The following is a 23,234-nucleotide window of genomic DNA, read 5'->3' as shown; positions in this document are numbered from 1 at the left end:
GGGTACATCTGCTGACACCAGAACGCTACGAGAACCACGACCCGAACCGCCAGCGAGGCCCGCCGATTCACGGGTTCCGTCAATGCGACTGATCGAGGTCCCCCGGATTTCCGGGGTGGTGTGACGTCTTTCCGGGGTACACGCGTCGAATCGGGGTACTCGTTTTCCGGACCTCCGAGATGCGTCACGGAATGACGGAGACACCCATCCGGGAGGCCCGACTCACTACCGTCGGTCGGGTGACCTCCGACAGTCCCCGCGATCCAGGGCGCGCCCCGGCCACCGGACGCAGCCGCCGGGTCGCGACGTGGCTCGCCGCCGCCTACGGCGTCGCGGTGGTGCTCGTCGGGTTCTGGGGTTCACCCGTCGACGCGGCAGCGGGTCCGACGCTCGACCGGGTGATCGCGATCGCTCATCGCCACGGGGCCCCCGACGGGTTCGGCTACGGCACGGTCGAGTCGTTGTCGAACGTGGTCTTCTTCGTCCCGTTGGGCCTGCTCGTGGTCCTGGTCGCGGGCGCTCGGTGGTGGTGGGCCGGTGCGGCTGCGGGCCTGGTCGTCAGCGTCGGCATCGAGACCGGCCAGGCGCTCTTCCTGCCCGCTCGCACCGCATCAGTGGCCGACGTGCTGGCGAACGGCCTGGGCGCGGTCCTTGGAGCCGTCCTGGGCGTCCTGGCGCTCGCGTGGGCGGCACACCGCCGGCGTCACTGACGCGCGGACACGACGAAGCCCCCGGAGCAATGCGCTCCGAGGGCTTCGTTCAGTAGCTCGAGACTCAGACGGACTCGCGCTGGCGACGGACCGAGCCGCGGACCAGCAGCAGTCCACCACCGAGGACGACTGCGCCACCGGCGACCCAGAGGGCCAGGGCGGACACGGTCGAACCGGTGAAGGCGAGGGTGCCGTCGGTGCCGGAGCCAGCACCCGCAGCGGGGACAGCAGCAGCAGCGTCAGCCGGGGCGACGGTGAAGGCGGCGAAGCCGACGACACCCGAGGTCGCGCCGGTGGCGGTCAGGTTGTAGGTACCCGAAGCGCCCTTCGGGAAGGTGACCTTGACGGCGAGTGAACCGTCGGAGGCAGCGGTGTAGGTCTTCGAGACGGTCGTGGTCGGCAGCGCGCCGAGCGTGACCGCACCGGCACCGGTGACCTGGACGTTGACGGTCTCGTTGTCCTGGAACGCACCCTCGGTGAAGTTCACGGAGGCGGTACCACCGGCAACGGCGGTGCCGGAGACGGAGACGTCGGAGTCAGGCGTGTAACCGGCGGCGTTGGCGACGGTCGGCGTGGCGAGCAGTGCGGCCCCAGCCAGCACCACCGCAGCGATGAGCTTCTTCATGTGGTTCCCCTAAAGATCTGAAAATCCAGACCCTGACACCCAGAGCCCGCTGATCCGCCCGTGGTTGTCCCCGGCCAAGAAACTGGCGGTTGTGATGGCGAAGTTGTCTCAATCTACCGGAGTTTCACAGCTCGGTACCAGATGGCGTGAATTTCGGTCATTGGTCGTCATGTGTTCATTCCGGACGAGCACGCGACCGAGTCGCCGTCATGATGCCATCGGGCTGAATCCGACGAGGAAATCCCAGGTCAGGCGAATATTCAGCCGCACCCCCACGAATCCTGGCCACCGCATCACCAGCCTGTGACGTCGGACAGCCGCGATCGATCACCCCCGGAGTGGGGGCGCCCGATCCGCGTTAACGGGACGGCGGGCTCACCCGGCGGCGAGAGGCTGGTCACACTCGAACGCGATCGGCTTGGCCTCGGACTGGCGGACACCCGGGGTGGAGCTCGCCTGCACGGGGGCTTTCGCGTACTTGCTCTTGCCGAGGAAGGCAACGCGGTAGGTCAGGCTCTGGCCCGGTGCGAGCAGCGTCTGCAACTGCGCCACGGGGTGTCCGCCATCCGTCGCCGTCTGCACCGCGGTCGTCGTGCCGTCCTTGGTTGCGCCGAGGAAGATCGCGCCCTCGGGCGCGTAGGTCGCGATCAGGGTCTTGATCTTGCCCGGCTCCACACCGAAGTCGCCGCCACCCGTGACGTACTCGGGCAAGCTCGTCGCGGCGTCGGCGGGTGCAGTGTTCTTGATGGTGACCTCGACGACCGACGTGGGACGACCGTCTTTCCGGCACACTGAGCTGCCGACTGACACGGTCTTCTCGAGGTAGTAGTCCATCTTCGAGCCGGTGCCGTCGTTCAGGTACACCGCGAACTCTCGTGACGACGCCGACTCGGTCGGGAGTTCGCCGGCCACAGCGGTGCCGCTGATGCGGCGCTGCTCGGCCCGGTCCGCGCTCCACAGGCGCAGTCGGTCCTCGCCGGTGCTCTGACTCAGGGCGGAGACGAACTGCTGGGGGTCGAAGTCACCACTCGCGACCTTGTCGAACACCGCGCTGGCGGCGGAGGCGAAGAAGGCGTCCTGCACGACCGGGTCCGGGTACCTCGCGTACACGTCGCTCAGTAGGAGCTTGACCGCGTTGTCCGACGTCAAGGTGTCTCCGGTCGGCAGTTTCACCGGGCCGGTGGCCTCGAGGATGTAGCTCAGCGTCACCGGGTCCATCGCCAGCACGCCGTCGACCTGTTCGCCGAACTTCTGCTTCCACATGGCCCGAGCGAGCTTCGCCGAGACGTCGAAACGCGGGGTCAGGGTGACGTCCTGCATGTACTTCCCGGTGATGCTGCCGTACAGACCAGTCGTGTCCGGGGTCAGCGGCAGGATCGGCTGCGCGTACGGACCGAACGAGCCACCGGACGTCTGGTTCTGCAGGTGAATGGCACCGTCATCGGTCTGGAGGAGCGCCACGGCTCCCGGGATCCCGCCACCCGCGCGCAACTCGGCGTTGTTCTGGAACAACAGCAGGTAGTTCCGTTCACCGTCGTTGCCCAGCATCGCCGGCGCGAGCTGCACGACCCGGTTCGCGGTGGTCACCTGCGCAGAAGCGGACGACAACGCGTTCCGTAGCTCGGCAACCGCGGTCGTCACCGGGGACAACGTGTCACTCGTGTCGATCGCGTCCGCATCGCGGTCCGCCCGTGCCAGGGTCGTCGTCGCCTTCGCGACGGCCGGCTGCGCGTCCACGATCGGCTGCAGGTCGACCTTGCCGTTCTTCGGCGCGAACGAGTCGGTTCCGAGACCGCCGATGACGTCGGCGACCGGGGTCACCGCGTTCCGGGCAACATCGTCCACGACGACGGAGACCTGGCGGACTGCACGCAGGTTGGCCCCGAAGAACGGGACGTTCTGCGAGGCCCCCCAGATCGGATCACCCGTCAACGAACGAGCTGCCCCCGCTTCACGCTCCAGGTGCTTCGCGGTCTTCTGCGCGGCGGCGGTGTCGCCACCGGTGAGTTGGGAGCGCAGTGTGTCGACGTCACCGACCGCTCGTTCGAGGTGTCCCTTCGCGAGCGCACCACGCACTCCCACCCAGGCGACGGCGAGGATGAGCAGCAGGACGAGGGCGAGGACGATCCACAAGACGATCCGGGCCCTGGATCCCCGGTGTGCTGCAGTGCGTCCCGACTCGGGCAGGTCGGACATGACGCGATCCTACGGTTCCCCGTGTCCAGCCCACGTCACTGACGCACGGTGTCCACGTGTTCGCGGTACCAGTCGATGGTGCTCCGCAGACCGTCCTCGAGCCCGATCTGCGCCGTCCAGCCGGCGTCGGCGAGCTTCGACACGTCGAGCAGCTTCTGCGGCGTGCCGTCCGGTTTGGTGGTGTCCCAGACCGTCTCGCCTTCGAAGCCGACGATCCTGCCGATCGTCTCGGCGATCTCCTTGATGGTGACGTCGGACCCGGTCCCGACGTTGACCTGGTCCGGACCGTCGTAGTGCTCCATCAGGTGGAAGACCGCCGCCGCCATGTCGTCGACGTGCAGGAACTCCCGACGGGGCGAGCCCGTCCCCCAGTTCTCGACGCGCGCCGCACCCGTTCGTGCCGCTTCGTCGTACCGGCGGATGAGAGCCGGCAGGACGTGCGAACCGGTGGGCGAGAAGTTGTCGCCCGGGCCGTAGAGGTTCGTCGGCATGGCCGAGATCCACGGGCGCCCGAATTGCCGCCGGACGGCCTGCACCTGCAGGATGCCAGCGATCTTGGCGATCGCGTACGCGTCGTTGGTGGGCTCGAGGTGCCCGGTGAGGAGCGCGTCCTCGTGGATCGGCTGTTCGGCCATCTTCGGGTAGATGCACGACGACCCGAGGAAGACGAGCCGCTCGACGCCGTGCTCCACAGCCGCGTCCATCACGTTGACCTGGATCTGCAGGTTCTCGCTCAGGAAGTCGTGCGGGTAGGTGTTGTTCGCCATGATCCCGCCGACCTTGGCTGCCGCCAGCACGACGTGCTTCGGCTGCTGCTCGGCGAAGAAGGCGAACACGGCGCCGCGGTCCTTCAGGTCCAGCTCGGAGGAGCTCCGCCCGACCATGTCGGTGAAGCCCTCCGACTCGAGCTTGCGCCAGACCGCCGAGCCCACCAAACCGCGGTGTCCCGCGACGTAGACGCGGTCCGCCCGGTCGATCGGACCGGGAGTGAAGTCGGTCGTGGTCATCAGGATCCCCAGCTCTCGAGTCGGACGGTGTCGATCCACGGGCTGCCCTCGTGCTCGAGGGCGGCGATGTCCGCGTCCACCATGATCCTCGCCAGTTCGGCGGTGTCGACCGTCGCCTCCCAGCCGAGCTTCTCCTTGGCCTTCGACGCGTCACCGACCAGCGCATCCACCTCGCTCGGTCGCAGGTACCGCTCGTCGAAGCGCACGTGGTCTTCCCAGTTCAGGCCTGCGTGGGAGAACGCGGTCGTCAGGAAGTCCTTGACCGTGAAGTCACCGCCGGTCGCCAGGACGAAGTCGTCCGGCTCGTCGACCTGCAGCATCCGCCACATGCCCTCGACGTACTCGGCGGCGTACCCCCAGTCGCGGACGGAGTCGAGGTTGCCGAGGTACACGTGGTCCTCGAGGCCGGCCTTGATCCGCGCGACCGCACGGGTGATCTTCCGGGTGACGAACGTCTCACCACGTCGCGGCGACTCGTGGTTGAACAGGATGCCGTTCACCGCGAACATGCCGTACGCCTCGCGGTAGTTCCTGGTCACCCAGTAGCTGTAGACCTTCGCTGCACCGTACGGAGAACGCGGCCAGAACGGCGTCTCCTCGTTCTGCGGCGGCGGGGTCGCCCCGAACATCTCGGAGGAGGACGCCTGGTAGAAGCGCGTGTGGATGCCGGAGACCCGGACCGCTTCGAGCATGCGCATCGTGCCCACACCCGTCACGTCACCGGTGTGTTCCGGCTCGTCGAACGACACCCGCACGTGTGATTGCGCCGCGAGGTTGTAGACCTCGTCCGGCTTCAGCTCGCTGAGGAGGCTGACGAGTCGTGCACCGTCGCCGAGGTCCCCGTAGTGCAGGAACAGCTTCGCGCCCGACTCGTGCGGGTCGACGTAGAGGTGGTCGATCCGCGACGTGTTGAACGTCGAGGCGCGACGGATCAGGCCGTGGACCTCGTACCCCTTGCGGAGCAGCAGCTCTGCGAGGTACGAGCCGTCCTGCCCGGTGATGCCGGTGATCAGGGCCTTCTTCTGCAACGTTTCCCTTTTCTCGTCTGCTCTACTTCAGTGGTGCCGGGCGAAGCCGCTCGACGTTCAGTTGCGTCCGGAGACTCGTACTCGGGCCGGAGACGACCTTCCGGATGAAGAACTGCGGGCTGGCAACGATCTCCGGCCAATCATCGATCGTGAACACCCTGACGAGCGTCGGATCGATCAGGTGGAGGTTGGCGTACCGCCAGTTGCCAGGTCCGACGTACGGCTCGAATCCTCCGGCGGGGGTTGCGGTGGAGAACCGCGTGCGCATGATCAACGAGTGGTAGAACTTCTCCTCCGGACAGAAGACCGCCTCGAAGTAGCGCTCGACCTCGGGAGTCACGATCGCTTCCATGGCACGCATGCACGCCGCGGTCACCGCGAAGTGCGTCCCACCGTGTCCGATCTTCATCCCACCAGGAGGCACCGGTGCGTGCCGCAGGCTCAGCGGCCCGTCGAGCACCTTGATCACGCCGTTGCGGACTCTTCGGAGCATCCTGTTCCCAGTCCGTTTGGACAGGAACGACAAGTCCCGATGGTGTCGGCGGTCGACCTGGCGACGGTACTTCTGCTCGCTGCTCGATATCTCGAACGCACGCAGGTACTGCCGCCCGGGATGGGACCGGAGGTGCTTGAGCAACTCATCGACCGGCCGCAGCGGGTAGTCCGACCCGGAGAGCAGCACGAGGTAGTCGTCATCGTCAGCGAACTCGAGTGCCTTCTGCACGAGCGCCCGGATCGCGCGGACTTGCGAGTAGCCGCCCCAGTTGACCTGCACACGGTCATCGAGGAGGACAGCGTTTCCAGTGCGTTCCAGGGCCGCCTCGAAATCTCCGATGTCCACCTTGGCATCCACATGGACGAAGACTCGGTGTGGGCCGAGCGCGTTCACGAGTTCGCCCAAGTGTTCGGCGTCTTGGAACGTGTAGACGAGGAATACCGGTTTCACCGCCGACCTTCCGTCGTGATGTGACGAGCATAGGCGTCTCTGCTGCCGGATAGCAGGCCTGCGACGGTGTAGGTGGTCACGCTTCGCCAGCTCGCTGTCCGAGGATCCCACGACGACGGAGGATCTTGAGCGGTGGCAACGCGCTTCGTGCGACGAGGACCCACGTGACGAGGGCTACCAGGCCGATGATCCCTGCTGGGAGGCTCGCGACCGACGCCCCCCCGGCGGCGAGCGCCAGCAGCGAGCCGTAGAGCACGACCGCGAAGACGACTGGTTGCGCGTAGCCCCTGACGAGTTCGGACAGGCGGACCGCTCCCACCCGCCGGGCTTGTGCGATGTGCACGAAGTGCCGACCGACCGTCGCGCCGATGAGGGCCAGCAGAGCGAACACGTAGTCATGCCGAGTGGCGACCATGACGACTCCGATCGCGCTCACGAGAAACGCCACGGCCTCGGCGGCCCAGATCGCACGGAAGAGCGACGCCGACTCGAGCGCCCCCGCCAAGAGCACCATCAACGGCTGGACAGCTCCGAGCAGCGCGAGGAGCGGGAGTATCTGAGCGGCGAGTCCCCACCCCGGCCCCAGCGCAATGTGCACGAGTTGCGGGCCGACGCCGGCGATCACCGCTCCGAGCGGGAGCGTCAACCAGGCGATGAGGCTGAGCATGTCAAGCCAAGCCGATCGTGCCTCGCTTGTCCCGACCGGGTAACGGCGGAACTCCGGGTAGATCACCTGCAGCAGCGCGTTCTGCAGTTGGGCGAACGGAACGGTGGAGAGGACATCGGCGCGGTTCCAGGCCCCGAGCACCCCCGCACCGATGAAGTGGCTGACACTCCATCGCGGTGCGTTCCCCGAGATGTACTGGAACACCGAGACGGCCACCAGCTTCGTGCTGAAGCGGACGTTGTCAGAGCGGAGCGCCAAGCGTCCCGGAACGAGTCCCCCACGCAGGCGACTCGCGGCCCACGCTAGGGTCCCCCACTGCCCGACGATCGCGGAGACGGCAAGCGACTCCGGGCTGCGGAAGATCAACACGGCGACGAGACCGAGGACCATGCCAGCCACGTTCGCCCCGAACGTCGCGATCGCCATCTCCCGGAACATGCCCTGGCGACGCAGGAGGCCGGTGCTCAAACTGAGGAACGGCATGACGGCTGCGCTCAGCGCGAGCAGACGGACGGCACCGGCGGCCTGAGGGGCGGCCCAGACGGCACTCCACAGTCCTGCTGTGAGCAGGGTGAACACCGCGGCTCCCCCGCCGAGGAGCAGGGCGTACGTGGCCAGGGGGCGCGTCGACGCTCGATCCGCGTTCGGAGCTCGCGCGGCAGTTTGGGACAACCCGCCGGAACCCAGCAAGTTGACGAGGGCTGCGATCGAGAGCGCGACGCTGTAGGCGCCGAAGACCGCAGGGTCAGCGAGCCGAGAGGTCAGAGCCGCGTACCCGAGTTGGACGACGATGGTCAGGAGCTGGAGCCCGTAGACCCACGATGCGCCTGCGACGAGCCGACGGCCGTTCGAGGTCACGAAGGACTTCCGGCGGCGAGCTGCTCCAGCCGCCCGGTGTCGAGTCCACGACTCGCCTGGTAGGCAAGCCACCGACCAGTGTCGGGAACGTGGTGCCACCAAGGGACTCTCGCGACGACCGGAGATCGCGAGACGAGGGCGGCCAGGAACCCGAAGGAGCTCGGCGCGGCCACGACGAGTCGCGCGGCCGCGATCTCGACGAAGTCGCGATCGCGGCCGCCGGTGTCCTTGATGACCACTCCGAGCTGCTCCAAGCCACGGAGATCAGCTGCGTCTCCGGACGTGTAGAGCCTGATGGGCGCGATCCGGAACTGCGGCACGGTCCGGATCTCCGCGATCAGGCGCTCGTAGAAGGCCACGTCGATCCAACGGTCCGGGTGCGTCATCGGACCGATGTCTCCACGCCGCGCATGGATGGCGACGTATTGCGCGTCGGCTTCGGCCTGCAGCAGGTCTGCTCCGAGGTAGCCGGCGAGTACCGCCCGGCGCAGCGGTTCCGCGATCGGGGTCTGATCCCATCGCCGCTGGTCGAGCGCCATCCGCCCGGTCCAGGGCCGCGCAGATCTGGTCGACGCACGGGTCACCGACTGCTGCAGCGCCGGAAGCGACCACGTCTCGTTCTCAAACCCCGTCGCTGCGAGGCGCCGCTCCGTTGTGGGTCCGGCGGGCGGTTCCGAGGTCAGCACCGAGAGGTCGAGGAGTCCCTTCGTGTCCTTCGACACGTCGCCACCGAAGAACGGGACGCCGAGGTCCCGGGCCCACAGGTACCCCGCGATCCAGGTGGACAGCTGATGGCCGAGGTCTGGGTACGGGTCGATCCGCACCCGCAGGCCCGCGAGCGTCTCCGGCGGAAGCCACGTGTCCGATGCCTGCTGTTGTGGCCCGCGCCGGAGGTCACGGGCGTTCTGCTCCCGCTCGAGCCGGAGGGAAGCGCGGAGCGGGAGGGTCCGGAGCGGCGCCAGGGTCATCGGTGCCCGCCCCCGTGCGGTGGCCACACGGACCGCGCGGCCACCGGATCGATCCACTGCGTGCGCCAGTTCACCATGTGCACCATGAGGTCATCCTGACGGAAGTGCTCGGCCGCGAACCGGCGTCCAGCCGTGATGGCAGCGAGCCGCTCGTCGACGGACGTGTTCGCGAGCACACGGTCGATCTCCTCTACGAGCGCCTCCGGACCCGAACCGCGGAGCAGGAACTTCCCGGTCGCGGGCCCGAACACCCCGTCGTAGCCGACGTGTTCGGTCGTTGCGTGGATCGATCCGGCGGCCAGCGAGATCGGCAGGCGATTCGAGAAGTAGGAGTCTTCGTCCGCGAAGTGGTCCCAGTTCGCACTGATCCATCCCGATGTGATGGCGCTGTCCTGCTCCTCGAAGGGCACAGGCCCCTTCGCAGTGGGACCATCCCATCCCCGTCCGAAGACGGCGAGGCGGCCTCCGAAGTGCTCCTGCATGAGCTCGACGAACCGGATGCGATCGCGCCAGTTCGGCAGCCCACGCAGTCGGGGACGGTTCTTGTTCGCCACGATGACCACGTCGTACGGGCGGTCCGTCCGGATCGCGCGATCGAAGTTCTCGGATCGCCCCGGTTCGTACGCAGACGGAACCCAGCGGACGTCGCGGCTCCCGGCTCGTCGGAAGTTGTCCCTGAAGACGCCCTTGCCCACGGTGAAGACGACATCGGCTGCGCGCCCCGCGTTCCGGGCCTCGGGCGGAAGAGGATGCAGGAACCGCGAGTACGGGTCGGCTTCGTGGTAGATGAAGTCCGACACGCACGCTTCTCGGAGCGCCGCGAAGTGATGCCGACGCAGACCAGTGTGGCCAAGGTGCTGCATCAAGAGGATGTCCGGACGGAACTCCCGCACGCGACGGACGAGCTCGTCGCGAGAGCGCTCTGGATCTTCTCCGCTCCGGATGGCGTTCAGGACACTGAACGCCTCGAGGGCTGCGATCGCACCGGTCTTCGCGAGCGCCTGGAGCGGATCGCGGAAGCCGAGCTGCAGGAATCCACCGAACTCGTTCGGGACGTAGAAGACCCGCGGAGCACGCTCAACCATCCTCGGCCTCGCCCCTCGTGGGGCCGCTCAGTCGGATGCCCGCGCGGCGCAGCGCCGCCCAGTGCTCCGCCAAGACCGCTTCATCGAAGCGCTGTCCGATCCTCTTCGCCGGGTTTCCAGCGACGATGGCGTTCGGCGGCACATCTCGGGTCACCACGGAACCGGCCGCGATCACAGCGGTGTCGCCGACGGAAACGCCGGACAGGATGATGGCGCCGAACCCCACCCAGACGTCGCTCCCGATCGTCGTGGGTTGGCTGAGCGAACTGTCATTGCCCACCCACGGGCTCTCGGTGATCGGCACCCCCGCGACGGTCATGTCATGGTCGCGTCGCCCCACGATCGCAGCCCGGTTCGCGATGAGGACGTGGTCTCCGATGGAGCCGTCCACTTCGATCCGGACATCGGAGCCGATGTGGACGTCATCACCGATCGTGAGTGATCTGGGCGCCCAGATCCTGACCCGCTCGCCGAGCGTCGCGGTCTCGCTCCACGTGACCGTCGGCGGCAGCGTTCGAAGCCAGCGACGCCGCCGGATCATTCCCAGAACTCGTCGGATCACGCGCTGGCCCCTCATCGTCGTTCCACCGCAGCGCGGTACACCGCTGCGTACTCGGCGGTGCCTCTGCGCGCCCGGAAGTCGATGGTCGGAGCGCTCACGCTGACAGCGACGCCACGCAACGCATCGAGCCATACAGCCGGGTCCCGGCTCGCAAGGGCCACAACACCTGGCTCACCGGTCGCCCAGCGCAGCCCAGGAACATCCGCCACCACCGCCGGCATCCCGACGACGAGCGCCTCGGCCAGGGCGACGGGCATCCCTTCGTGGCGACTCGGCATGGCGAACACCCTTCCAGCAAGGAGCGCATCCGCCGGATCGGCAACTCCACGGGCGACCAGGAGGCCGTTGCGCTGGAGTCGGTCCAGGATCGCTCGCTCCGCGGGTTCGGCATGCTCCTCGGAACCGATGTGGGCGACGCGCAGATTCCCGAGCAGAGCCGCTTCGAGGGCGACTCCATGGCTCTTGATGCGCGAGCAGTTCCCGACCAGCACGACCGGCCCCGTCGTGTCCGGACCGGCTCCGGAACGGCTCCCGGCGAGTTCGAAGAAGCGGTCCTCCACCCAGTTGAAGATCACCTGCGGATCCCGGCCGAACCGCTTCTCATTGCGCGCGACGTCCGGGCTCGGGACGATCAACGCGCTCAGTGCGCGGTCGCCGATCAGCGCCTGCAGGAGCCGACTCGCGAACCATCGGCCGTGCGCGTCGAACACGTTGTGGATGGTGCGTACGACGGGCACGCGTCGGTCGACCTTGCGAACGGAGAAGACCGTTTGCAAGTACCGCCGTTCCGTGTGGATGTGGATGACATCGGGACGGAATGCCGAGACGACCTGACGCAGGACCCGGCGCCCGGGTGAGGTGTGTGCGGGGTGATCGGTGGTCGTGACGGAGTACCCGGCGCGCCTGATCTCCTCGGCGAACGGGTGGTCGGTCCCCACGCCGAGGACGTGGCCCTGCACGGCCAGGGCAGCGAAGCCGGGGGCCCCGGACACGAGCATCCGCTCCATGCCACTCGGTCTGAGCTCACCGAGCAGGTGCAGTACCCGTAGCCCGTCCACTAACGAATCTCCTGCAACCGGCGGGAAGCGGTCGCCGGAACGGAGACCGGCTCGGCCAGTGCGGGGAAGGCGCGGTCGAGGAAGGCGAGTGCCAGGGGCAGACAGGTCCACCACTGCCACGAGTAGGTCCACCCGTACAGGAGGAAGCACACCAGGATGCACTCGAGGAACACATCGCGTTGCGAACGGAGGCCCGCAACCACCCGGGGCAGGAAGATGACCAACATGGCGCCGAGCCCGACCAGACCTTCCCTGAGGTACACCGTCACGTACCAGTTGTGCGGCGCGAAGACGACCCACCTCCCGACGCCTTCGAACCTCGCATACCCGTGACCGAACGGGGCTCCGAACAGCACGGTCAACGGGCCTTCCTGGACCGATTCGGCGATCAACCCCAGCCAGCTCGTCAGGCGCGCGGAGTACGTCCCCGTGTTCGACGCCGAACCGGCGAACTCGTCGATGACGCTGCTCATCGACGAGTGCGCGGCCACGACGAGGACCCCTCCGACGAGGCACACGCCGACGAGCGCGACCAGCTTGGTCCGGAGGCTCCGGGGCCCACGCGCCAGGAGCAGCAACGCGAGCACGATCGCGGTCGCCCAGACCGTGCGCTGCTGGCTGATGAGCACGAACACGACGAAGAGACCCGAGAGTGTCAGGTAACGGGTCTGCCCTCCCTGATGCCATACGCGCAACGCCAGGATCGCGCAGAGCGTGAGGAGCAGCGCCTGTCCGGAGACCAGCGGACGACCGGTCTGGTTGAGTTCGCCGTTGACCAGGACGAAGTCGGCAGTCCCCCCGAGTCCGTAGCGGATGACGTGGTAGGTGGCCACGACACACAACCCGACGCCTTGTACGACCACGAAGAACTTCTGCGCGTACGCGATCTCGCCGGTTGGCCATGGGCGGGTGACGGCCCAGAGGAGGATCCCGAGGACGTAGAGGAAGGCACGGGATTCGTTCACTGCTGCGCCGAGACCATACTCCTCGATCCCCCGGGCGAGAGCAGCTGCGAGGAGCACGATGACCAGCGCTCCCGCGATGAGCGCAGGGGGCCGGAAACGCCGGAGCGCCGTGCGCGCGTCGAGGACCCCTGCGACCACCAGGGCGACAGCCAGTCCGTCCCCGAGCGTGATGGTCGTTCCCCCGAACGTCCCGATGGTCCCGAAGTTGGGGTATTCCCAGGCGGTGACCGCGTAGAGGGAGACCACCCAGTAGACGATCCGCGGGTGCATCCGGACGAGGCCGACAGCGATGGAAAGGAGGATGACCGCAACGACCAGGAAGAGCAGCGTGGTCAAGGTCTCACCCTCCTCGGTCGCAGGGAGCGCCTGATGGTGCGCATCCACCACAGACCGTACGACGACGCGAAGAAGAACCACCAGGAGCGAGGGCTGTGTCGACGGAGGTACCGGCGGAGGGCGCGTGGATTACCGGCCCCCTTGCGCCCGGTGTACGCACGCCAGGCAGTGACCGCGGAGCTGTGCAAGACGGTCGGGTTCCTGCTGCAGAAGCCGACCACGCCCCCGGCAACGATGATCGGAACACCCTTCGCAACCGCTCGTGATCCGTAGTCGACATCTGCGAACGCATGACTGAAGGCACCGTCGATCGCGCCGACCGTTCGAGCAACGTGCACCGGCATCAGCACCACGTTCCCGTTGAAGGCGTCCACCTTCGCTCCCTCATCGGGAGCAGCCGGTGGTTCGACGAGGTCGAAGGCGAGCGGGTGGACCCCGCTCCTACGCAGGCCGCCGTAGGTCAGCAGACCCGAGACACCATCGACGGTGCTGCCCACGAGGACGCCGGCAGGCAAGGCGGATGCTGCCGCGACCATGTTCCTGAGTCCGGACGGTGTAAGGACGACGTCGTCGTTGAACCACAGCAACCAATCGCCGTCCTGCACGTCATCACGGGAGAGGACCTCATCTTCGGCCGCGGCCATCGAACGTGCCCAGAACGCTGACCCGTCTCCGCGGAGGACCGTGAGGTTCTTGACAGCGGCAGTGGCCTCGGCGACGGTCTCATCGGTCGAGCCGTCGTCGAACAAGGTCACGTCGTAGGACAGGTCCGCTTCCGCAGCCGCGACGTCGAGCGATGACAGGGCGCGACGCGTGGTGGCGGCGCGGTTGTGGCTCGCCACGATCACGTGCAACTCATTCATGGTCATCCTCGATCGCTGCGTTCAATCCATCGCGGAACCGGCGCACCGTGTTCTCGATGGAGTAGTTCTGGGAAGCTTCCCGGCACCGTGCTTGCATCGCGTCGAGTGCGGGCCGATCGTGGAAGAGCCCGACCAGGGCCCGCGCTGCATCGTGGACACCGTCGGTGACGACGCACGTGACTCCCGGCTCAAGGTACTCGAACTCGGGCCCGTGGAGGGACGTCGAGAGCGTCACGATCGGCCGTCCCGCCGCCAGGCTGTCGATGGCAGCGAGACCGACACGACCGGGTATCAGGAGCAGATCGCTCTCCTGCAACAGTGCGGCCTTGTCAGTCCCGGCCACGGAGCCACGGTGGTCGATCCAGGAGAACCGTTCCGCAGCCGCCTCGACGATGCCGCGGAGTTCCCCGTCCCCGCCGATGACGAGGCGGAATCCAGGATCGAGTCCGTGTGCAGCCTCTCCGATGGATATGAGATCCTCGATCCGTTTGCTGGAATCGAGGCCTCCGATGAAGGCAGCCCGCGGTGACACGCCTGCTCGACCTGGTCCCACCGCATCGAGATCCTGGCGGAGTCTTCGGGTATCGATGCTGTTCCAGAGGACGGTTGTCCGCTGACGGTTGATCCCGGCGTCCACAGCCCGGTCCGCTCCTGCCTGCGTGTAGGCGAAGAGCCACGCGGCGCGCCGGAGCAGCAGGCGGCTGTAGCGCCGCTCGAGATGCGAAGGGATCTTGACGACATCAGCGCCGTGTCCCCACAACGCTGTCTTCCGCGCGGTTCGGGGCCAGGCCAGGAGGAACGGGACGTCCGTGTTGCGACGTGCTTGCTCCACCACGATCAGATCGGCGCTCCAGACAGCTCGGGGCAACGCTCGCAGTACCAGTCGTCGGCCGAAAATCGTGAACTCACGCTGCCGGATGGTCCGGAGCCAGGGGCTGCTCTGGACGCCGTCCCGCCGTTCCGCCAACGCACCGGCAGGGTCGCCTGCATAGACCAGCAGCTCGTCGCCGTCGGCCGCCACCGCCGCAGCCAGCTGGGTGAACAGGGGCACCCGGTACGCGGGCACGTACTCCTGCACGATCGCGAAGCGCCGACCCGCCACGTCAGTCACGTCCTTCGAGGAGGTCGGACCAAGCAGCGGCGTACCGAGCGGGAGCGAAACGTTCCTCGGACACTGCCCGAGCACCGGCTCCCAGTCGCGTCCGGAGGTCCGGCGACGTCATGATCGAGCGGCATCGATCGGCCGCAGCCTCCCGATCTCGCGTCTCCACGAGGTAACCGTTGACGTCGTCGTCGATGACATCTCCCAGTCCCCCCACTGCGTAGGCCACGACGGGGACACCCAGCCGGAGCGCTTCCAACACGGTCAGCGGTTGGGCCTCGTACCGGTAGCTGCTCGGGAACACGAGCACGGACGCCGACGCGACGACGGCATCGCGATCAGCGTCGAACAGAGGGCCGGCGAACAAGACGCGAGTTCGGACGTCGGAATCCAAAATGGCCCGCAACTCGTCCTCGTACTCGGTGGTCGGCGCACGGCCCACGACGACCGCACGTGCAGCGGGTACGTCCCGGAGACACCGGTTGGCGATGCGCATGAATTCGTCCGCGCCCTTGCCCGGGATCAGGTTCGAGACGAACACGATCGACGGAGCGGCCGCCGCTGGAACCTCAGGCGGCATCGACTCGGCCACGGTGTTCGGGATGGTGCGGACCGTGCTGCTGAACCGCTGGACGTCCGCACGCATCGAAGTGCCGAGCACGACGACCGATGCGGCTCCCCCGAGCAGCAGCCTCACGCCGCGGCGCTGTGCCGTGCCCGCACCGGCTAGGTCCGCGTACCCAGATGTGTGGACGTAGGCGATGTAGCGACGGCGCAACGCTCGGAGCACGACGCTCATGGCGACGTCGACCCAGAACGACGGTGGCCGGTTCGTGGTGAAGAACACGACGTCAGCGCTCGGGCTGCGGCGAAGGGCCAGCCACAGTCGACCCAGGAGCGAGAACGCGCCGAGTACCTTCCGAAAACTGGCCGTGCCGATCTCGTCGACGGACTTGCTGAAGCGCCGGTCCACGAGTTGGCTCCGTCGTCCGGTCGTGCGCAGCATCTCCAGGAAGGTCCTGGTCATGACCGTCGAACCGTGCACGGGCGGCGGCACCTGGCTGATCACGATCACGTCGACCACGGTGTGCTCAACCACGCAGTCGCCTCCCCACGAGGAACAGGAAGGTGATGTTGCCGAAGACGTACCGTCCCCAGAGACGCCGGGGCTCGCGAGCCAGCCGGTAGAGCCACTCGAGTCCGGTCCGACGCCACAGGAGCGGTGCCTCGACGACCTCGCCGGAAACGAAGTTGAACGCCGCGCCGACGGCGAGAACGACCGCGGGGTGCACCTTCGCGAGGCGGACCGTCTCGTAGTCCTGCTTCGGGGTCCCGATGCCGACCCAGACCACGTTCGCGCCAGCGTCCTTGATCAGGACGTCGATCTCGTCGTGATCCGCCTGCCTCAGGGGCCGGAACGGCGGACTGAATGATCCGACGACCGTCGTGTCGGGGTAGTCGCGTGCCACGGCGAGTCTGAGCCGTTCGAGAGATTCCTCGGTTCCGCCCAGGAGGAAGTGCCGCAGACCGTGCCTCGGATCGGACGCGAGCAACTCGCGGAACGCGTCCGGCCCACGCAGGTGTGCGACGTCAGGCGCTCTGCGACGGGCGATCCAAGCGAGTGGGGTCCCGTCGGCGATGTTCAGTCCCCCCGACTGGAAAAGCGCGAGGTAGCGGGCGTCGGAGGTCAGCGACACCGTGTAAGCGTTGACGAAGTGGACCGGGATTCCGGGGCCCCGCAAACCGGAAGCACACCGACGGAGACCATCGATGACCTCCGGTGCAGGTCGCGCCACCAACGGCACGCCGGCAGTGCGGACCCGGGGAACGGCGAGGATGGCGTCGCGGCGGCTTCGGTTAGACGCATCGTCCGCGCCTAGTCGTCCTCCGGAGCCCATCTAGTACGCACCTCGGCTCGCCGAGATCGCCTTGAGCGTCCGCCACAGCACCACGAGGTCCCCGAGGATCGACCAGTTTTCCACGTAGTACAGGTCCAACCGCACCGAATCCTCCCACGACAGGTCGGACCGACCGCTGACCTGCCACAGACCGGTCATGCCCGGCTTCACCAGGAACCGACGGTGGACGTGCGTGTCGTAGCGCAGGACCTCGCGGGCGAGCGGAGGACGTGGACCGACGAGCGACATGCTGCCGGCGAGGACGTTGAACAGCTGCGGCACCTCGTCGAGGCTGTACCGCCGCATGAATCCACCGACCCGGGTGACGCGTGGGTCGTTCCGCATCTTGAACAGGACGTCGTTCCCCTCCGCCCGGTCCAGGGCGCTGAGCTCCTGCAGGCGATCTTCGGCATCGACGACCATCGATCGGAACTTGATCATCCGGAAGGTACCGCCGTTCAGGCCGACTCGCTCCTGGCGGAAGAAGACCGGACCCGGAGTGGTGGTCTTCACCAGCGCGGTCAGCACGAGCAGCAGCGGCGACAGGACGATGACGAGCAGCGCTGCACCGACCAGGTCGAAGGCACGCTTCGTGTAGAGCTTGCGCCCAGAGTACGTCGGCGTCTCGACGTGGATGAGCGGGAGCCCCTGCACGGGCCGCGTGTGGATGCGCGGACCTCCGATGTCGGTCAGGCTCGGTGCGACGACCAGGTGCTGCCGGCCGGGCTCGAGCGACCAGCTGAGTTCGCGGACCCGCTCCGGCGGCAGGTCGTCGGAGCTCGTGATCACGACGGTGTCGGCACCGGTCTCGCGCAGTGCCGAGCCGACGTCATTGAACCCGCCGTGGCTCCGGATCGTCGAGCCCGACAACGGCCCGCGTTGGTTGGTCGACACGACGGCACCCACCACGCGGTACCCGGCTTCGGGTGAACGAGCGAGTTCTCGGCCGATGTGCAGCACACTCGCCGGTGACCCGACCAGCAGCACCGTCGCCGAGAACCCACCCTGCTGACGCTGGGCGACCAACCACTGCCGCCACATCCACCGGGACAACAGCAGCACCAGGATCCCGATCGGGAAGGCGATGAGCACGTACCCGCGGGCGAGATCGACGTGCAGCAGGAACGCCGCGATCGCGAGCAGTCCGAACACCCGCACGCTGGAGTCCGCGACCAGGCGGTACTCCGTGCTCCCGACGCCGATGACTCGCGCACCGCGGGTGTCGTACAGGGCGAGCGCGCTCATCCACACCACGATCACGACGATCGAGATGGCCGAGTAGCTGAGCCGGAGGTCCGCGGTGTTGGTGGCGAGGTTCGACTCGATCCCCAGCCAGGCGATCTGCACGCCGAAGACCACCCAGATCAGCGCCAGCAGATCCGTGATGAGCACCCGGCGCGAGTACGAGCGGCTCCACTCGTCACCGGCCCCGACCACGCTCGGTGCGCGGAGCGCGTCCGCCGTCATGGTCGCATCACCACGACGCACCGCCGTCACTCGAGACCCTGACCGTCTCGCCGTCCCACAGCCACACGTCCTGTCCGGCGCGGTCGATCGTGACGGTGCCGTCGGAGTCGGCACCCTCGGCGCAGCCCACCGGCGAAACCGCGGTGCTGGGGGTCACGTCCGCCGCGGGCATGGTCACGAGTTGCACGCCGGAGCAGGACGCCACGTCCACGCGGGCCAGGGTGTACTCGCCACCGTCGACCGCGATCGAGCGCACGCCGCCCATCGGTACGTCCACCCAGGCGTCCGTGCCGGCCCGCCACTCGAGCTGTCCGTCGCAGATCACGACCGACGTCCGCTCCCCCTGGAACGCCTCGATCGGGTCCGCGCACGGGGCCTGGATCGTCCCGCTCGCGAGCACCACACCGTCGGTGCTGATCCCGGCGCCTGCGGCGCCGGGTGTCCCAGCGTTCCACGTCACGCCCGCATCGGTGCTGGTCCGCGCCGTCGTGGTGCAGTCATCACCGACGCCCGCCAGGATCGAGAGCTCCGCACTGGAGGCCCGGATCGCCATGAGCGATCCGACATCCGTCCCGAGTCCCACCGGGACCCACGTCGACCCGCCGTCCACGGTGTGTTCCAGCACCGGCCGGGGGCCGCCGCACGACCCGCCGGACGCACGCCATGCCTCCCGGTCGTCCACGGCTGCCAACAGACGCCGCCCCCGCTGAGCGGTGGCTGCGGAGTCTGCGTCAGAAGACGCGCTCGCGCGCGGCGTCTCGGTCGTGTCGGGTGTGCTCGTGAACGTGGGGATCGGGCCCGCTGGCCCGTTCTGCTCCGGCGCGGTGCGCCCCAGGGCGAGGGAGACGAGCACGACGTCGATCGCGACCAGCACCACCACGACTGCCGCCACCACGATGAGTGTGGTTCGGGGCAGCGCGCGGCCGAGGCTTCGGGTCCCCCGGCGGGTCTTCATGGTCGCGGCTCCGTTCAGCGTCCGGCGCGACGGAGCACGCCGAGCTTCTTGCCGGGTTGCTTCGGCGGCGTCACCGATGCGGTGGCGCCGTCGTCCTGGCCGTAGCCGTAGCCGTACCCGTACCGGCCGTACCCGTAGGCGCCGGGACCCTTGACGGGCATCTTGGTGATGACGAAGCCGGAGATCGGGGCGCCGACGTTCTCGAGCGATGCGATGGCTGCCGCCAGTTGCCCCTTGTGGGTGTGGCCCGAGGCGACCGCGATGATCGCGCCCGATGCCTTCTTCGCCAGGATCGCCGCGTCGGTCACCGGGAGCAGCGGCGGCGCGTCGAACAGCACGTAGTCGAACTGCTGCTCGAGGCGTTCGATCAGGTCCTGCATGGCGCGCGAGCCGAGGAGTTCCGACGGGTTCGGCGGGATCGGTCCGGCGGGCAGGACCACGAGCTTGCCGCGCCCCCACGGGTGTGCGACGTCCTCGAGGTCGGCACGACCGATGAGCACGTCGGTGAGGCCGGCGTTGCCCTCGACGTCCATGTACTCGGCGACGCGGGGGCGGCGCAGATCGGCGTCGATCAGGATGACCCGGAAGCCGGCGCTGTCCAGGGCGATCGCGAGGTTCGCCACGGTCGTGCTCTTGCCTTCGGACTGCATCGACGACGTCATGACGAAGGTCCGAGCGCCCGTGCCGATGTCGAGGAACTGGAGGTTCGTGCGGAGCGTCCGGAAGGACTCGGCACGGGGGCTGCGGGGGTCGACCTGCACGATGAGCGGACGCTCGGCGGCCTTGGCGTCGTAGGCGATCCCGCCGATGACCGGCTTGTCGCTGATCTTCTCGACGTCGAGCTCGGTGCGGACACGGTTGTCCAGGGTCTCGCGCAGCACGGCGATCCCGATGCCGAGTGCGAGCCCGACGAGCAGGCCGAGTGCGACGTTGACGGGCACGTTCGGACTGACCGGGGTGCTCGGGACGTCCGCCTGCTTGACGCGGGTGAGCTTGACCGTGCTCTTGCCGCTCGCGTCGGTGGCCTCGATGTCCTGAACGACGTTGGTCAGGCTCTGCGAGGTCGCGTTCGCGATGTTCGCGGCCTGCACCGGATCGGTGCCCTCCACCGAGATGGAGATGAGGGTGGTGCTCGTCGGCGCCGTCGCCGACACCATGGTCGCGAGCTGGTCGGCGTTCATGTCGAGCTTGAGCGACGAGATGACCGGCAACAGGACGATGGGCGTCGACACCAGGTTCGAGTACGTCAGCACGCGCTGCTGGGTGAACGTGTTGCCCTGCGCCAGGTCGCTCGCGCTGCCGGACGTCTCCGTGGAGACGAAGACCTGCGCAGATGCTGCGTAGACCGGCTTCTTCACCAGGGAGAAGCCGGCCGCGGCCGCGACCCCGACCAGTGCCAGCACCAGGATGAAGACCCATCCCTTGCGCAAGACCGCTATGTAGTCGCGTAGCTCCACGCGGCACCCTTCCCCGGAAGTCGCCGCGCCCTGCAGAGTCCCTGTCGCAGGTCGACCGGGATCGTCCCAGCGTTCGGCAGGGAAATACTGCCACACCGATGAGACGCGCTCGGGGTCGCGCGACGTCGAGTCTCGTTCTGCGTCCCGTACGGTGGCGACATGCAGCCCGAACCGGACGCGCCGACCGCCGCCCGCCCTCCCTCGGCGGTGCGGGACCTGCAGGTCATCGTGGTCGCCCTCCTGGTCGCCGTGCTGCTGTCCCGGATCGTCGGGGGCGTCGCCCGGACTGGGGGTCTGCCCTCCCCGGTCGCGCAGGTGCTGGTCGCCGACCTGGCCGTGTGGGTCCCGCTCGCGCTCGGTGTCGGGTGGGTGCTCCGGAAGTCCGCTCCGGCTGCCCTCGTGCGGCGGCTCGGGCTCGGGTGGGCCGATGCCGTCGCGGCCATCGGCATCGTCATCGTCTGCCGCGGGCTCGACGCCGTGCTGTCCGTCGCGTTCTTCGGTGTGACCGGGCTGACGCCGCAGCCGACCCTCGGCACGCCGGACGTGCTGCTGCTCGTGGTCTCGGCGATCGGGGTGTGCCTGGTCAGTCCGGTGCTCGAGGAGATCGTGTTCCGCGGTGTCATGCAGCGCCGGTTGTCGGCCGAGCTGACGCCGCGCACGCGGTTCCTGGCGGTGCTGGTGACCGCGTTCGCGTTCGCGCTGATGCACCTGGCGATCAGCACGCCCGCGTCGTCGGTCGCGGGCTTCGAGGTCTTCGTGACGACGTTCGTGCTCGGTCTGCTGACGGGGACGCTCGTCGCGATGACCGGACGCATCGGCGGGGCGGTCCTGGCGCACGTCCTGTTCAACACCGTGGCCGTCGTGCTCACCTGGCCGCGCTGACATCGATCGCACCGGCAGACGCATCGACCGGTAACGTCCTCCTCGAATGTCTCGCACAACCAGCGTCTTCGAGAGCCCCCTCGCGCGGCAGGCTCCGCTCAGCGGGCTGCTGGCGCTCAGTGCGGTCCTCTCGATCACGGTGCCGTCGCTCGAGGTGACGGACGGCAGCCTGTTCGTCGGGAGCCTGGCGGTCACCGGGGTCGCGACGATCGTTGCTGCCCTGGCACTCGCGCTCCCCCACGCCGTCGGACTCGTGCCGGCGTTGCTGGTGCTCGACTTCGTGGCGATCGCGCTGTTCCGGACGAGCACAGGCGCAGGTGCCTCGGTCTTCACCTCGCTCGCCGTCCTGCCGGTCGTCTGGTGCGGGTCCCTCCGTGGGCGCCTGACCGTCGTGTACGCGGCGCTGGGAGTGACGCTCGTGATCATGGCGCCCTACTTCCTGACGCCGACGAACGTCCCCGGTGCGAGCGAGCTCGTCCGCCTCGGTGTCACCGTCATCGTGTTCGGAACGGTCGCGGCGGTCGTGCAGGAGCTCTCGCGGCGAGCGCGGCGCAACGTCCGCGCTGCCCGGCTGGGTGAGGAGCGCGTCCGCGCGGAGATCGAGCGGGCTGCCACCGTCCAGCGGTCCCTGCTCCCGACGTCGACCGGCCACCTGGGCGCCGACGTCGCGGTGGCGGGCGCCTGTCTGCCGGCGAAGTCGGTCGGTGGTGACTTCTTCGACTGGTACGAGACGAACACCGGGATCGCCGTCACCCTCGGGGACGTGATGGGCAAGGGTGTCGGGGCCGGGCTCATCGCGGCGGCCGTGCGCGCCACGGTCCGCAGTGCCCGCACCGTGGACGACCCGTCCGAGGCCCTCCTCCGCGCAGCCGACGGGCTGGCCGCCGAGGCCAGCGTGACCGACGTGACGTTCACCACGCTGTTCCACGCGCGCATCTCGACCGACGGCACCTTCCGGTGGGCGGACGCGGGCCACGGATTGAGCCTGGTGCTCCGGTCGGACGGCACCGTGGACCGGCTCCGGTCGAGCGACCTCCCGCTCGGGATGGGGCTCCGCGACGAGTGGGCGACGACCGAGGGGTTCCTCGACGCCGGCGACCTGCTCATCTCGTTCAGTGACGGCGTGCTCGACCTGTTCGGCGGGCGCGAGGACACCGTCGACGCGGTGGCCGACCTTGCGCGGGCCTGCGGGTCCGAGCCCACTGCGCTCGTGGCGGCGCTGTCCGCGCGGGCCGAGGACATTGCGCACGACGACGACGTGACGGTGATCGCGATCCGGCGAGCGCCGGTCCCGGCTGACGCCTCCGCGGTGCCGGTCCGTCCGGTGCGCCGGGACCGAGCCTGACGAGGTCGGTCCGCGACCGCTGCCTCCTGCTCACGTCGGAACCGCTCCACCTCGGCATCGACCTGCCGCCGCGAGGACCGCTTCGTGACGACGATCCCCCACGTCGCACCGATCGCGGTGAGCCCTGCCCCGAGGACGATGCCCTCGACGCGCAGGTCACCGTCGCCCCGGTTCGGCACGATGGCACCGACCAGCAAGCTCGCTCCGATGAGCGTGATCGTCGACAGCGCGAACGTGGCGACGGGGCGGCCCAG

General features: G+C 68.3%; 21 protein-coding genes. 3 read left to right on the top strand and 18 right to left on the bottom strand.

All coding sequences use genetic code 11. The features are described 5' to 3' along the window. Nucleotides 1-239: 239 nt before the first annotated feature. Nucleotides 240-710 carry a VanZ family protein gene (locus KZI27_RS04385; protein ID WP_222659476.1) on the top strand — a complete coding sequence of 157 codons (471 nt, stop codon included), beginning with the start codon at nt 240-242 and terminating at the stop codon, nt 708-710. Between the two features lie 64 nt (nt 711-774). Here the strand turns inward: KZI27_RS04385 and KZI27_RS04380 are convergent, their stop codons facing one another. The 18 genes from KZI27_RS04380 to KZI27_RS04295 all read right to left on the bottom strand — a co-directional run bounded on the left by KZI27_RS04380 (nt 775) and on the right by KZI27_RS04295 (nt 20,726). Further along, nucleotides 775-1,335, bottom strand: a complete 561-nt coding sequence (locus KZI27_RS04380) for a sortase (protein ID WP_111086114.1) — start codon at nt 1,333-1,335, stop codon at nt 775-777. A 375-nt stretch (nt 1,336-1,710) separates the two neighbouring features. Further along, nucleotides 1,711-3,531 (bottom strand): DUF4012 domain-containing protein, encoded by a 1,821-nt coding sequence (locus tag KZI27_RS04375; RefSeq protein WP_222659475.1) that lies wholly within the window; start codon nt 3,529-3,531, stop codon nt 1,711-1,713. 35 nt (nt 3,532-3,566) lie between these two features. Continuing rightward, the gene (locus KZI27_RS04370; RefSeq protein WP_222659474.1) at nt 3,567-4,538 is read right to left on the bottom strand and encodes a GDP-L-fucose synthase family protein; all 972 of its coding nucleotides are present in this window, start codon (nt 4,536-4,538) and stop codon (nt 3,567-3,569) included. Further along, a complete protein-coding gene (gene gmd, locus KZI27_RS04365; RefSeq protein WP_131847485.1) occupies nt 4,538-5,566 on the bottom strand; it encodes a GDP-mannose 4,6-dehydratase in 1,029 nt (342 codons plus the stop codon). The genes KZI27_RS04370 and gmd overlap by 1 nt, the downstream gene beginning before the upstream one ends. 22 nt (nt 5,567-5,588) lie before the next feature. Further along, nucleotides 5,589-6,512: a beta-1,6-N-acetylglucosaminyltransferase gene (locus tag KZI27_RS04360; RefSeq protein ID WP_222659473.1), complete on the bottom strand. Its 924-nt coding sequence runs from the start codon at nt 6,510-6,512 to the stop codon at nt 5,589-5,591. Between the two features lie 76 nt (nt 6,513-6,588). Continuing rightward, nucleotides 6,589-8,037 carry an oligosaccharide flippase family protein gene (locus KZI27_RS04355; RefSeq protein ID WP_222659472.1) on the bottom strand — a complete coding sequence of 483 codons (1,449 nt, stop codon included), beginning with the start codon at nt 8,035-8,037 and terminating at the stop codon, nt 6,589-6,591. Beyond that, entirely contained in the window at nt 8,034-9,005 is a 972-nt protein-coding gene (locus tag KZI27_RS04350) for a hypothetical protein (protein WP_222659471.1), read from the bottom strand. The genes KZI27_RS04355 and KZI27_RS04350 overlap by 4 nt, the downstream gene beginning before the upstream one ends. Beyond that, entirely contained in the window at nt 9,002-10,090 is a 1,089-nt protein-coding gene (locus tag KZI27_RS04345) for a hypothetical protein (protein WP_222659470.1), read from the bottom strand. Before KZI27_RS04345 ends, KZI27_RS04350 begins: the two co-directional genes overlap by 4 nt. Then, nucleotides 10,083-10,652, bottom strand: coding sequence for an acyltransferase (locus KZI27_RS20355; protein ID WP_315971207.1), 570 nt, complete (start codon nt 10,650-10,652; stop codon nt 10,083-10,085). Before KZI27_RS20355 ends, KZI27_RS04345 begins: the two co-directional genes overlap by 8 nt. Before the next feature lie 11 nt (nt 10,653-10,663). Then, nucleotides 10,664-11,611 (bottom strand): glycosyltransferase family 4 protein, encoded by a 948-nt coding sequence (locus tag KZI27_RS04335; protein WP_222659468.1) that lies wholly within the window; start codon nt 11,609-11,611, stop codon nt 10,664-10,666. Nucleotides 11,612-11,709: 98 nt separating this feature from the next. After that, entirely contained in the window at nt 11,710-13,011 is a 1,302-nt protein-coding gene (locus KZI27_RS04330) for a hypothetical protein (protein WP_222659467.1), read from the bottom strand. After that, the gene (locus KZI27_RS04325) at nt 13,008-13,874 is read right to left on the bottom strand and encodes a glycosyltransferase family 2 protein (RefSeq protein WP_222659466.1); all 867 of its coding nucleotides are present in this window, start codon (nt 13,872-13,874) and stop codon (nt 13,008-13,010) included. The genes KZI27_RS04330 and KZI27_RS04325 overlap by 4 nt, the downstream gene beginning before the upstream one ends. Further along, complete coding sequence (locus KZI27_RS04320; RefSeq protein ID WP_222659465.1) at nt 13,867-14,976, bottom strand: glycosyltransferase family 4 protein; 1,110 nt, start codon at nt 14,974-14,976, stop codon at nt 13,867-13,869. Before KZI27_RS04320 ends, KZI27_RS04325 begins: the two co-directional genes overlap by 8 nt. Before the next feature lies 1 nt (nt 14,977). After that, entirely contained in the window at nt 14,978-16,075 is a 1,098-nt protein-coding gene (locus tag KZI27_RS04315) for a glycosyltransferase family 4 protein (protein WP_222659464.1), read from the bottom strand. Next, on the bottom strand, nt 16,068-16,673 hold the full coding sequence (locus tag KZI27_RS04310; protein ID WP_222659463.1) for a WecB/TagA/CpsF family glycosyltransferase: 606 nt from the start codon (nt 16,671-16,673) through the stop codon (nt 16,068-16,070). Before KZI27_RS04310 ends, KZI27_RS04315 begins: the two co-directional genes overlap by 8 nt. 201 nt (nt 16,674-16,874) lie before the next feature. Beyond that, nucleotides 16,875-18,341, bottom strand: coding sequence for a sugar transferase (locus KZI27_RS04305; RefSeq protein WP_222659462.1), 1,467 nt, complete (start codon nt 18,339-18,341; stop codon nt 16,875-16,877). A 7-nt stretch (nt 18,342-18,348) separates the two neighbouring features. Further along, complete coding sequence (locus tag KZI27_RS04300) at nt 18,349-19,233, bottom strand: hypothetical protein (RefSeq protein ID WP_222659461.1); 885 nt, start codon at nt 19,231-19,233, stop codon at nt 18,349-18,351. 77 nt (nt 19,234-19,310) lie between these two features. After that, nucleotides 19,311-20,726 carry a polysaccharide biosynthesis tyrosine autokinase gene (locus KZI27_RS04295; RefSeq protein WP_243692487.1) on the bottom strand — a complete coding sequence of 472 codons (1,416 nt, stop codon included), beginning with the start codon at nt 20,724-20,726 and terminating at the stop codon, nt 19,311-19,313. Nucleotides 20,727-20,912: 186 nt separating this feature from the next. Between KZI27_RS04295 and KZI27_RS04290 the strand changes: the two genes are divergently transcribed. Both KZI27_RS04290 and KZI27_RS04285 read left to right on the top strand, forming a co-directional pair. After that, nucleotides 20,913-21,635 (top strand): CPBP family intramembrane glutamic endopeptidase, encoded by a 723-nt coding sequence (locus KZI27_RS04290; protein WP_222659460.1) that lies wholly within the window; start codon nt 20,913-20,915, stop codon nt 21,633-21,635. A gap of 46 nt (nt 21,636-21,681) precedes the next feature. After that, entirely contained in the window at nt 21,682-22,980 is a 1,299-nt protein-coding gene (locus tag KZI27_RS04285) for a PP2C family protein-serine/threonine phosphatase (RefSeq protein ID WP_222659459.1), read from the top strand. Nucleotides 22,981-23,234: the final 254 nt, after the last annotated feature.

The organism is Curtobacterium sp. TC1, assembly GCF_019844075.1.
Lineage (GTDB): Bacteria > Actinomycetota > Actinomycetes > Actinomycetales > Microbacteriaceae > Curtobacterium.
Note: the sequence above shows the minus strand (reverse complement) of the source record. Positions and strands in the feature narration are given on the sequence as shown.

Excerpts from the sequence above, each read along its gene's own strand:
- KZI27_RS04380 (WP_111086114.1), bottom strand. The coding sequence starts at position 1,335 with ATGAAGAAGCTCATCGCTGCGGTGGTGCTGGCTGGGGCCGCACTGCTC.
- KZI27_RS04375 (WP_222659475.1), bottom strand. The coding sequence starts at position 3,531 with ATGTCCGACCTGCCCGAGTCGGGACGCACTGCAGCACACCGGGGATCC.
- KZI27_RS04370 (WP_222659474.1), bottom strand. The coding sequence starts at position 4,538 with ATGACCACGACCGACTTCACTCCCGGTCCGATCGACCGGGCGGACCGC.
- KZI27_RS04350 (WP_222659471.1), bottom strand. The coding sequence starts at position 9,005 with ATGACCCTGGCGCCGCTCCGGACCCTCCCGCTCCGCGCTTCCCTCCGG.
- KZI27_RS04345 (WP_222659470.1), bottom strand. The coding sequence starts at position 10,090 with ATGGTTGAGCGTGCTCCGCGGGTCTTCTACGTCCCGAACGAGTTCGGT.
- KZI27_RS04325 (WP_222659466.1), bottom strand. The coding sequence starts at position 13,874 with ATGAATGAGTTGCACGTGATCGTGGCGAGCCACAACCGCGCCGCCACC.
- KZI27_RS04305 (WP_222659462.1), bottom strand. The coding sequence starts at position 18,341 with ATGACGGCGGACGCGCTCCGCGCACCGAGCGTGGTCGGGGCCGGTGAC.
- KZI27_RS04290 (WP_222659460.1), top strand. The coding sequence starts at position 20,913 with ATGCAGCCCGAACCGGACGCGCCGACCGCCGCCCGCCCTCCCTCGGCG.
- KZI27_RS04285 (WP_222659459.1), top strand. The coding sequence starts at position 21,682 with ATGTCTCGCACAACCAGCGTCTTCGAGAGCCCCCTCGCGCGGCAGGCT.